The organism is Priestia sp. 179-F W1.4 NHS, from assembly GCF_045369295.1.
Taxonomy (GTDB): domain Bacteria; phylum Bacillota; class Bacilli; order Bacillales; family Bacillaceae_H; genus Priestia; species Priestia zanthoxyli.
In genome coordinates this window covers 624,138-635,518 of record NZ_JBIQFF010000001.1, presented here as the reverse complement: position 1 = coordinate 635,518, position 11,381 = coordinate 624,138, and the positions used below count along the sequence as shown (strand labels likewise).

The following is an 11,381-nucleotide window of genomic DNA, read 5'->3' as shown; positions in this document are numbered from 1 at the left end:
AATTTTCAATTACTTAAGGATGTGAGCACTGTGTCATTTGATGGTATTTTTACATATGGCATTTTACAAGAATTATCTGAGACCTTGGTTTCAGGACGAATTTCAAAAATATATCAGCCGTTTCCAAACGAGTTGATTTTACAAGTACGCGCTAAAGGTGAAAACCGCAAACTTTTAATCTCAGCTCACCCTAACTATTCACGCGTTCATTTTACAAATGAGCCCTATGAAAATCCATCTGAGCCTCCTATGTTTTGTATGCTTCTTCGCAAGCATTTAGAAGGAAGCATTATTGAACAAGTGTATCAGCTTGGATTAGACCGCATTTTAGTCATTGAAACAAAAGGACGAAATGAAATTGGCGACGTGACGTACAAGCAGCTTATTATTGAAATCATGGGAAGACATAGTAATGTTGTACTTGTAGATAAAGAAAAACAAACGATTATCGACAGTATTAAGCATGTTCCAATGGCCTTGAACAGGCATCGTACGCTTCTACCCGGAGCTCCTTACGTACTGCCTCCTAGCCAAGATAAGCTTCATCCATTTGAAGCGGACGAGGAAACCGTGGTTAAAAAAATTGATTTTAATAGCGGAAAGCTAGCTAACCAGCTAGTGCAGACCTTCTCAGGGCTTTCTCCTTTAATTGCAAATGAAGTAGTGTTTCGCTCTGGCTTAGCGAATCGTTCTACCCTTCCAAAATCATTCGTCGAAACCATGACGCTGATCAAAGAAGGTCAGTTTACACCGACTCTGACAACCGTTAATCAAAAAGACTATTTTTATTTACTCGAATTAACGCATTTAGAGGGTACGAAAAAAACGTATGCAACTATCAGCGAGCTTCTTGACCGCTATTACTACGGGAAAGCAGAGCGAGATCGTGTAAAGCAGCAAGCGCATGATTTAGTACAGTTTATTTCCACCGAGAAAAAGAAAAATGAGAAAAAAATAAAAAAACTTGAGCAAACGCTGCAAAATGCAGAAAAAGCATCTGATTATCAGCTAGCCGGTGAACTCCTTACGGCAAATTTACACCTTGTCAAAAAAGGAGATGCGAAAGTGGATGTTATTAATTATTACGATGAAAATAGCGGTACACTTACGATTTCATTAGATCCGCAAAAATCACCGTCTCAAAATGCTCAAAGCTATTTTACAAAGTATCAAAAAGCGAAAAATTCCGTTTCGATTGTAATCGAACAGATTGAAAAAGCAAACGAAGAAGTACAGTATTTTGAATCACTTATTCAGCAAATGGATACTGCTACTCACAAAGACATTGCCGAGATTCGCGAAGAGCTTGTGGAAGAAGGATATTTGCGCAACCGTCAGCAAAAGCAAGCAAAAAAACAAAAAAACACCACGCCTACACTTGAACAATACGTTTCAAGCGACGGCACGACGATTTTAGTTGGAAAAAACAATAAGCAAAATGAGTATTTAACAAATCGCCTTGCTGCTCGTGATGACGTTTGGTTTCATACGAAAGATATACCGGGTTCTCACGTTGTTATCCGCAGCCAAGAGCCTTCAGAAGAAACAATTTTAGAAGCGGCTCACCTTGCTGCTTACTTTAGTAAAGCCAAGAATTCAAGTTCGGTACCAGTGGACTATACAAAAATTCGCCACGTAAAAAAACCAAGCGGTGCTAAACCTGGTTTTGTGACGTACGATAATCAGCAAACGGTGTACGTAACGCCTAGCGAAGAACTTGTACTGAAGCTGCGCCAGTCATAACAAAAACCCCCTTTCTATATAGGGGGTTTTTAGTTTAGTTCATCCATGAAGGATCTGAAGGATTTTCACGCCATTTAAATAGCTTTTCCATCGCTTCTTCTCCAATGTATCCCGCTTCGTTTGCCGCCTCTACTAGCGTAGAGTAGTCTGTTAAAGAATAAACTTGAAGTTCTTTTTCTTTAAACAGCTGACGCGCTTTTTCCAGCTCATATGTAAAGATAGAAACAACTCCCAGTACTTCACAACCCTGCGCTTTTAATGCATCGACTGCGGTAAATACACTTCCGCCAGTTGAAATCAAATCTTCAATCACAACTACTTTTTGACCTTTTGTTACTTTTCCTTCAATTTGATTTCCTTGTCCATGTTCTTTTGCTTTGCTTCGCACATAGCACATTGGAAGCTCTAGCGCTTCACTTACCCATGCTGCATGAGGAATACCAGCTGTAGCTGTACCAGCAATCACTTCTGCATTGGCAAAATACGTTTTAATTAAATGCTGCAGACCTTTTGCAATTTCTTTTCGCACTTTTGGGTAGCTAAGCGTTAGACGGTTGTCACAATAAATAGGCGACTTAATTCCAGAGGCCCACGTAAACGGATCGTTCGGTTGAAGGCTTACTGCCTCAATATCAATTAATTGTTTTGCAATTTCTTTTCGTAGTTTTGTCATCGCGTAATACGCTCCCCTTTCCACTGCTGTAACATCTCATAATATGCTTTAAGCGGGTCTTTTGCTTTAGTAATAGAACGGCCAACCACAATGGCACTTGAGCCATATTCTCTCGCTAGCTGAGGCGTTGCTACGCGGACTTGGTCATCTACTGAATCTGCCCCCATACGAATACCCGGCGTTACGGTCAAAAAGTCCTCTCCTGCTGCTTTTCGAATCGAAGGCACTTCATGAGTAGAACATACAACGCCGTCTAGTCCGCTTTTTTTAGCAAGCGCTGCATAATGCGTAACCACTTCTTGCATCGAGTGCGTAATCAGCTGCTGCTCTTTTAGCATTTCATCCGATGTACTTGTTAGCTGAGTAACCGCAATACAATCCGGACGTTTTTTGCCAGCAGCGGTTCCTAAGTCAAGTCCTTCAACGGCTGCTTGCATCATATTCGTTCCGCCGGCTGCGTGAACGTTAACCAAATCCACTTCAAGAGAAGCCAAAGACTTCATTCCTTGCTTTACCGTATTGGGAATATCATGAAGCTTTAAGTCTAAGAAAATCTGGTGGTTTTGCTCTTTTAATGCAGAAATAATGGATAGCCCTTCTTTATAAAACAGTTCCATGCCTACTTTCACAAATAATGATTCTTGTTGAAAAGGCATTAAAAACTGCTGTACATCGTTAATTGATGAAAAATCAAGAGCAATGATTAACGGTTGCTTCACGCTTTTTCCAGCTCCTTCCGATACATTCTGAAACATGCTCGTATCCTAATGATGTTAATAGCCTTGGCAGTTCGTCAATGATGGTTGGGCATACATACGGATCGACAAAGTTTGCTGTACCAACCGCTACGGCACTTGCACCTGCATATAAAAATTCAAGTGCATCTTCAGCAGTCGTCACTCCGCCCATACCGATAATTGGAATGTTTACTTTTTGGCTCACTTCATACACCATTCGAATCGCTACCGGTTTAATTGAAGGTCCTGACAGTCCGCCTGTGCCGTTCGCTAAAACCGGCTGAGCTGTTTTCAAATCCAGACGCATCCCGAGAAGCGTATTGATCATCGTTAAGCCATCCGCGCCAGCTTCTTCAACAGCCATTGCCATGTCTACAATATTGGATACGTTTGGTGATAGTTTAACATAAACTGGAACATTTGAAACATCTTTTACCGCTTTTGTTAAACGAGCAGCGATGACAGGATCTACGCCAAACGCAATTCCGCCTTCCTTTACGTTAGGACATGAAATATTCAATTCAAGTGCTTTCACATTTGATACGGTTGAAATTTCTTTTGCCACGTGCACATATTCTTCAATTGAAGCACCGGCTACGTTCGCGATAATCGGCACATCATATTGCTGAAGCCAAACGAGCTCTTCATTCATTACTTTTTCTAGCCCAGGATTTTGTAATCCAATCGCATTTAACATTCCTGCAGATGTTTCCGCTACGCGAGGAGTTGGATTGCCAAAACGAGTTTCAGCAGTAGTCGCTTTAATCATAATGGCTCCAAGTGCATCAAGTGAATAAAATTGAGCATACTCACGCCCAAATCCAAAGCAGCCGGATGCTGGCATAATTGGATTTTTCAAATCTAACCCTGGCAATGTCGTTTTTAGCATACTCATAGAAGCACCTCCCCTGCTTGAAAGACGGGACCGTCGCTGCAGATTTTTTTATACGCCGTAGAATCTTCACTTTCCCTGCATACACATGCAAAGCAAGCGCCGATTCCACAGCCCATTCTTTCTTCTAAAGAAATGTAAAGCGGCTTGTTTGTATAATTATTTTCTAGTGCTTTTAACATCGGAGTTGGACCGCATGAAAACATAACGTCATATGAAAACTGATGCTCGTCAATCACCGTTGTGACAAAACCTTTTGTTCCGTAAGAGCCGTCTACCGTTGCAATATATGTTTCTCCTAAAGCTAAAAACTCTCGTTCATAAAATACGTCTGCTTTTGATTGAAAACCCAGGACGTGGATAACCTGCACGCCTTTTTCACGAAGTCTTTTTGAAAGCTCATAGAGCGGAGGCACTCCAATGCCTCCCCCTACTAATAAAGCCGTTTGACCTGACTCTATTGCATCTAATGGAAAACCGTGGCCAAGGGGACCTAACACGTCAATCGACTGTCCGGCTTGTTTTTCGGCCAGCAGCGATGTTCCCGCCCCTTCTGCACGGTAAATCATCGTAAATTGTTCGTGCGTTTGATCAATTTCTGCAATACTGATTGGTCTGCGAAGCAGTGGCAAATAGTCGTTGTTGACGCGGATATGCACAAACTGCCCCGGCTCATTCATGAAACGAACAAGCTCGCCTTGAAGGGTTAATTCATATACATTGTGTGTTAACGGTCGCTGACTGACGACTTGCATCATTTCATGTTTGATCATACGGTTGTCACCTCTTTGGTTGGACGAACTTTTTTCATTGGCGTTGTATGGAAGCTGATCGTTTCAAGCACTCGTAAAATCGCTTCTGCTGTATCAAGTGATGTTAAGCAAGGTACGCCATTTTCAACTGCTTCACGGCGAATTTTAAATCCGTCACGCGCAGGCTGTTTTCCTTTTGTTAGCGTGTTGATGACCAGCTGGGCTTCACCTTTTCGTATCACATCTAAAAGATTGTGATCTTCATGATGAATTTTATTTACTATTTTTACGCGAATGTCTTCTTTTGTAAACGTTGAAGCTGTTCCTTCCGTTGCAATCACCTGGTAGCCAATATTAGCAAAGCGCTTTGCTAACGCTGTTGCCTCTTCTTTATCTTTATCCGCTACTGTCATAAGTACTGAACCGTACGGCTTAATGGACATACCTGACGCAATTAGTCCTTTATATAATGCTTTTTCGTACGTTGAATCTTGCCCCATTACTTCTCCAGTAGATTTCATTTCAGGTCCAAGCGTAATATCTACGCGGCGCAGTTTTGCAAATGAGAAGACCGGCACTTTTACGTAGACGCCTTCTTCTTCAGGATGCATGCCTGATTCATACCCAAGATCTTTTAAACTTGTTCCTAAAATAACTTTTGTTGCCACATTCGCCATCGGAATACGCGTGATTTTACTTAAGAACGGCACCGTACGGCTTGAACGAGGATTTACTTCAAGAACAAACACTTCTCCTTTTGACAAGACGAACTGAATGTTAAGCAGGCCAATAATGTTTAAGCCTTTTGCAATTCGTGTTGTGTAATCAATGATTGTATCTTTTACGTCCTGTGACAGAGTTTGCGGTGGATATACAGCGATGGAGTCGCCTGAGTGGACACCCGCGCGCTCTACATGCTCCATGATCCCTGGAATAACCACTGTTTCACCGTCTGAAATGGCATCGACTTCAATTTCTTTTCCCGTTAAGTAGCGGTCGATTAATACAGGGTGATCAGCGTGTACTTTTACCGCGTGTTTCATATAGTGAAGCAGCTCTTCTTCTTTGTACACAATTTCCATCGCGCGTCCGCCCAGTACATATGAAGGACGTACAAGCACCGGATAACCAATTTCTTTCGCCACAACCACTGCTTCTTCAACTGAAGTAACCGTCTTTCCAAGCGGCTGAGGTACTTCTAAACGCGCTAGCGTCGCTTCGAATTTTTTACGGTCTTCCGCTGCATCTAAGCTTTCAAGCGACGTACCTAAGATCTTGACCCCTCTTGCTTCTAGCTCATCCGCTAAGTTGATTGCTGTTTGACCACCGAACTGTACAACCACACCTTCTGGTTTTTCTAAATCGATGATATGCATCACATCTTCAATCGTCAGCGGCTCGAAGTATAATTTATCTGAAATACTGAAGTCAGTTGACACTGTTTCTGGATTGTTATTGACAATAATCGCTTCGTATCCAGCTTCTTTAATCGCCCACACCGAGTGAACCGTTGCATAGTCAAACTCAATTCCTTGCCCGATGCGGATCGGACCTGACCCTAACACTACAACGCTTTTACGATCTGTAACAATCGATTCATTTTCATCTTCAAACGTACCGTAGAAATATGGTGTTGTAGATTCAAATTCTGCTGCACATGTATCTACCGTTTTGTATACTGGCATCACGCCGTTTTGTTTGCGGAAGTCGTATACTTCACGCTCTGTTTGATTCCATAGCTTAGCAATCGTGCAGTCTGCAAATCCCATTTCTTTTGCTTCCTGTAAAACTTCTACATTATGAATCTCTTCTTTTAACACATTTTCAAAAGCAATCACTTTTTCAAGTTTTACTAAGAAGAAAAGATCGATTTTGCTCCACTCGTGAATTTGCTGAATTGTTACGCCGCGGCGAATGGCTTCTGCGACGTAGAATAATCGCTCATCGCCAGCTTTGCGAATACGTTTTTCAATAATGGCATCATCAAATTCATGCGCATCTTTTAGCTCTAAGTGATGAACGTTTGACTCAAGTGAGCGTACGGCTTTTAAAATTGACTCTTCGAACGTGCGGCCAATTGCCATTACTTCCCCTGTTGCCTTCATCTGTGTACCTAGTTTACGGTTAGCTGATTCAAATTTATCAAACGGCCAGCGTGGAATTTTAGATACGATGTAATCTAGTGCAGGTTCGAAACATGCGTATGTCTTCCCAGTTACCGGGTTCATCATTTCATCTAATGTTAACCCTACCGCAATTTTTGCGGCTAATTTTGCAATTGGATACCCTGTTGCTTTTGATGCTAAGGCCGACGAACGGCTTACACGAGGGTTTACTTCAATTACGTAATACTGGAAGCTTTCTGGGTCTAGTGCTAGCTGAACGTTACATCCGCCTTCGATTTTAAGCGCTCGGATAATTGTTAGTGACGCATTTCTAAGCAGCTGATACTCACGGTCGCTTAGCGTTTGGCTTGGTGCTACAACAATTGAATCTCCCGTATGAATACCGACCGGGTCAAAGTTTTCCATATTACATACTACAATCGCATTATCGTTTGCATCGCGCATTACTTCATATTCAATTTCTTTAAAGCCTGCAATGCTTTTCTCAAGTAAGCACTGTGTTACAGGACTGTGTTTTAACCCACTTGTTACAATTTCAATCAGCTCTTGCTCGTTGTTACAAATTCCGCCTCCCGTACCGCCAAGCGTATAAGCAGGACGCACGATTACCGGATAGTTTACTTGTTCAACAAACGCATACGCTTCGTCTAGTGAATGAATGATTTCACTTGCTGGGACAGGCTGATTTAGTTCATTCATTAATGAACGGAACTGCTCACGGTCTTCAGCTTGTTCAATCGCCGATAATTTTGTCCCGAGAATTTCTACGTTAAATTCTTCTAAAATGCCCGTTTCGTGTAATTCTACCGCTAAGTTCAGTCCCGTTTGACCGCCAAGCGTTGGAAGCAGTGCATCCGGGCGTTCTTTACGAATAATTGAGCTTACAAATTCAACCGTTAGAGGTTCAATATATACTTTGTCTGCCATTTCTGAATCTGTCATGATTGTTGCAGGATTGGAGTTCACAAGAATAACTTTGTATCCTTCTTCTTTTAACGCAATACACGCTTGCGCTCCTGCATAGTCAAACTCTGCCGCCTGTCCAATGACGATTGGTCCTGATCCGATTACGAGAATTGTGTTAATATCTTGACGTTTTGGCATTAGCAATTACCTACTTTCTGATTGTTTTTCATAAGATCCATAAATTCGTTGAACAATCCGTTTGCATCTTCAGGTCCCGGTGATGCTTCAGGGTGATATTGAACCGTAAATGCCGGATATTCTTTATGCTTTACTCCTTCAACTGTTCCATCGTTAAGCGCAACGTGCGTCACTTCTAATGGCGTGTTGACAAGAGATGGCTCACATACTGTATAGCCGTGGTTTTGAGATGTAAGAGCTACTTTATTGGTTTTTAGATCCTTTACAGGATGGTTGGATCCACGATGACCAAATTTCATTTTTTCTGTATCTGCTCCGCATGCTAGCGCAAACAGCTGATGTCCTAAACAAATTCCGAAAAGAGGAACCTTTCCTAAAACCCCTTGAATCATCTCGATTGCTTCAGGTACGTCTTTTGGGTCTCCAGGTCCGTTGCTCAACATGATACCATCTGGATTTAATTGAAGAATTTCTTGCGCAGTTACGTTATAAGGAACCACAATCACGTCGCATTGACGAGCTGTTAATTCACGTAAAATTCCGTGTTTCATTCCAAAGTCAACGAGTACCACTTTTTTACCTCTGCCTGGGCTTGGGTAAGGCTTCACTGTTGATACTTTTTTAACTGAATCAGTCGGAAGTTCATGATTTTGAAGCTGTGCTACCACTTCTTCTACATTGACTTCCATGTTGCACACGCGTCCGCGAAGCGCACCGTGCTGACGAATTTTTCGCGTTAATTTTCTCGTGTCGATTCCAGCTAATCCTGGAATATCTTTTTGTTTTAAAAATTCATCTACTGATAGTTCGCTTCTGAAGTTTGAAGGAGCATCACAAACTTCTTTTACAATCAAACCGTGTACAGCTGGTTCAATCGACTCAAAGTCATCGCGGTTAATACCGTAGTTTCCGATTAAAGGATATGTTAATGTCACAATTTGTGCACAGTATGATGGATCAGATAGAATTTCTTGATATCCTGTCATTCCCGTGTTGAAAACAACTTCTCCTGTCATTTCTTTGTCGCTGCCGAATCCTTTTCCGATAAATACTGTTCCATCTTCTAAAATTAGTTGACGTTGCATGCTTTAACATCCTCCCATACTCGTTTACCTTCTACTAATGTCATTACCGGCCAACCTTTGCATACCCAGTTAGCAAACGGCGTATTTTTACCTTTTGATACAAATTCTTCTGGATTAATTGTTTTTTCTGTTTCAAGATCAATGATAGTTAAATCTGCTGGTTTCCCTACTTCGATGGTGCCATAAGGAAGGTTGAACGTGTCAGCAGGCTTGTTTGTTAAATATGATACTAGCTGCTCTAGCGTTATTACTTCTTTTAATACCAAGTTTGTATAAAGAAGCGGGAAAGCTGTTTCAAGTCCTACAATTCCAAACGGCGCAAGCTCCATGCCTTCTGCTTTTTCGTCCGCTGTATGCGGTGCATGATCAGTGGCGATAAAATTAAGCGTTCCGTCTAATAAAGCTTCAATTAATGCCTGTTGATCATCTTTTCCTCGAAGCGGCGGATTCATTTTAAAGTTTGAATCAAGCCCAGGGATGTCTTCCTCATTTAGCAGTAAATGATGAGGCGTTACTTCTGCGGTTACGCGAATGCCTGCTTTTTTCGCATCCCGAATGGCGCGAATGGATTCTTTTGTACTTACGTGACACACATGGTAGTGACAGTTTGCTGCTTCAGCAAGCAGGACATCTCGTGCAATTTGAACGGCTTCGCAGATAGAAGGAATACCGTTTAATCCATGTTCTTTTGCAAATTTTCCGTCGTGGACGCAGCCTTTGTTGATTAAATCATTATCTTCACAGTGTGCAACGATTGCTTTATTTAATGAAGCGGCTTTCTTCATCGCTTCCAGCATCATTCCTGTTGACTGAACGCCTACTCCATCATCTGTAAAAGCAAATGCGCCTGCTTCTTTTAAGCCTTCAAAGTCCGTTAGTTCTTTTCCTAATTGGCGAGTGGTAATCGATGCGTATGGCAATACGCGAACATGTGCTGTTTCTTCAATACGCTTGTTTACCCACTCCATTTGTTCAACCGTATCCGGAACTGGACGCGTGTTTGGCATTGCAGCAATTGCTGTAAAACCGCCCTTTGCCGCTGCTAAAGTACCCGTTTCAATCGTTTCTTTCTTTTCTCCCCCTGGCTCGCGCAAGTGAACGTGGACATCGATTAAACCCGGTGATAAGAAGTTCCCGCCTGCATCAATGACTTCTTCATTCTGTACGTCGATGTGTGAAGCTATTTCAGCAATTACACCATTTTCAATTTTCAGTTCGACTTTTTCAATTTTCCCTTTATTTAACCATGTAGCATTTTTGATAATTGTTGTCATTATTAAGTCCCCTTTCAATTGGTTGTAGCGCTCTTGCTAATACTGCCATGCGAATGTACACGCCATTTTGCATTTGTTTAAAAATTCTTGAGCGTTCACATTCAACGAGCTCATCTGCAATTTCGACTCCTCTGTTTACAGGAGCTGGATGAAGGATAATGCTATGTGATTTCATTTTCCGCTCTCGTTCAACGGTTAATCCGAAGCGGCTGTGGTAGTTCTGTGCAAGCTCTGAAGTGTTCTCTTCATGCCTTTCAAATTGAATACGCAGCAGCATCACAACATCGACCGTTTCGATTGCTTCATCGATATCAAGATATGTACCGTGTCTGTTCTCTTCATCTTTCCATTCTTCAGGTCCCGCAAAATATACGGTCGCCCCTAGTTTTGTCAGCATTTCAGCATTCGATCTCGCTACGCGGCTATGTCGCAAATCTCCGACTATTGCGACTTTTAATCCTTTAAACGAGCCGAACTCTTGGCGAATCGTCAGTAGATCAAGCAGACACTGAGTTGGATGCTGACCGCATCCGTCTCCTGCATTAATGATGGGAATCGATACTTTTTCCTGCAGTGCTTCATAATAACGATCTTGCGGGTGGCGAATAACAACTGACTGAACGCCGATTGAAGCTAATGTTTCAATCGTGTCATAAAGCGTTTCTCCTTTTTGGACGCTTGAAGTTGTTACTTCAAACGGAATTGTTGTTAATCCTAGCTGCTGTTCTGCCATTTCAAAGCTGCATCGAGTACGCGTGCTCGCTTCGAAAAATAAGTTGGCAACAAACATTTTCTCTTCCGGTTTCCATCCTTGTTTATTCGTTCGATAGTTTTCAGCGCTGTCTAAAATCTCTAGAATTTCATTTGTTTCTAGTGTTGAGACTGTCACTAAATGTTTCATATCGATTCCCTCCATTTTTGCTTTCCTCGCATTTCTTTATAAAAAACACCCTTTCTAACTTAGAAAGGGTGTAAGAAAACAAGCTTCGTCTATA

9 protein-coding genes are annotated in these 11,381 nt (G+C 41.9%); 1 reads left to right on the top strand and 8 read right to left on the bottom strand.

The features are described from left to right. Positions 1 to 30 precede the first annotated feature (30 nt). Positions 31 to 1,743 carry an Rqc2 family fibronectin-binding protein gene (locus tag ACH0CI_RS03265; RefSeq protein WP_028411460.1) on the top strand — a complete coding sequence of 571 codons (1,713 nt, stop codon included), beginning with the start codon at positions 31 to 33 and terminating at the stop codon, positions 1,741 to 1,743. Between the two features lie 34 nt (positions 1,744 to 1,777). On the opposite strand, the gene pyrE is transcribed toward ACH0CI_RS03265, so the two are convergent. The 8 genes from pyrE to ACH0CI_RS03225 are packed head-to-tail and all read right to left on the bottom strand — an operon-like array spanning position 1,778 to position 11,287. Further along, entirely contained in the window at positions 1,778 to 2,416 is a 639-nt protein-coding gene (pyrE, locus tag ACH0CI_RS03260) for an orotate phosphoribosyltransferase (protein WP_406900861.1), read from the bottom strand. Further along, the gene (gene pyrF, locus ACH0CI_RS03255) at positions 2,413 to 3,135 is read right to left on the bottom strand and encodes an orotidine-5'-phosphate decarboxylase (RefSeq protein WP_028411462.1); all 723 of its coding nucleotides are present in this window, start codon (positions 3,133 to 3,135) and stop codon (positions 2,413 to 2,415) included. Before pyrF ends, pyrE begins: the two co-directional genes overlap by 4 nt. Beyond that, positions 3,107 to 4,048, bottom strand: a complete 942-nt coding sequence (locus ACH0CI_RS03250) for a dihydroorotate dehydrogenase (RefSeq protein WP_013058933.1) — start codon at positions 4,046 to 4,048, stop codon at positions 3,107 to 3,109. The genes pyrF and ACH0CI_RS03250 overlap by 29 nt, the downstream gene beginning before the upstream one ends. After that, positions 4,045 to 4,818 (bottom strand): dihydroorotate dehydrogenase electron transfer subunit, encoded by a 774-nt coding sequence (locus ACH0CI_RS03245; RefSeq protein WP_034265289.1) that lies wholly within the window; start codon positions 4,816 to 4,818, stop codon positions 4,045 to 4,047. Before ACH0CI_RS03245 ends, ACH0CI_RS03250 begins: the two co-directional genes overlap by 4 nt. Further along, on the bottom strand, positions 4,815 to 8,027 hold the full coding sequence (gene carB / locus ACH0CI_RS03240; RefSeq protein ID WP_014458390.1) for a carbamoyl-phosphate synthase large subunit: 3,213 nt from the start codon (positions 8,025 to 8,027) through the stop codon (positions 4,815 to 4,817). Before carB ends, ACH0CI_RS03245 begins: the two co-directional genes overlap by 4 nt. Next, positions 8,027 to 9,112, bottom strand: a complete 1,086-nt coding sequence (locus tag ACH0CI_RS03235) for a carbamoyl phosphate synthase small subunit (RefSeq protein WP_025750361.1) — start codon at positions 9,110 to 9,112, stop codon at positions 8,027 to 8,029. The genes carB and ACH0CI_RS03235 overlap by 1 nt, the downstream gene beginning before the upstream one ends. Further along, entirely contained in the window at positions 9,097 to 10,386 is a 1,290-nt protein-coding gene (locus ACH0CI_RS03230; RefSeq protein WP_406900860.1) for a dihydroorotase, read from the bottom strand. The genes ACH0CI_RS03235 and ACH0CI_RS03230 overlap by 16 nt, the downstream gene beginning before the upstream one ends. Further along, positions 10,349 to 11,287, bottom strand: coding sequence for an aspartate carbamoyltransferase catalytic subunit (locus tag ACH0CI_RS03225; RefSeq protein ID WP_013058938.1), 939 nt, complete (start codon positions 11,285 to 11,287; stop codon positions 10,349 to 10,351). Before ACH0CI_RS03225 ends, ACH0CI_RS03230 begins: the two co-directional genes overlap by 38 nt. Positions 11,288 to 11,381 lie beyond the last annotated feature (94 nt).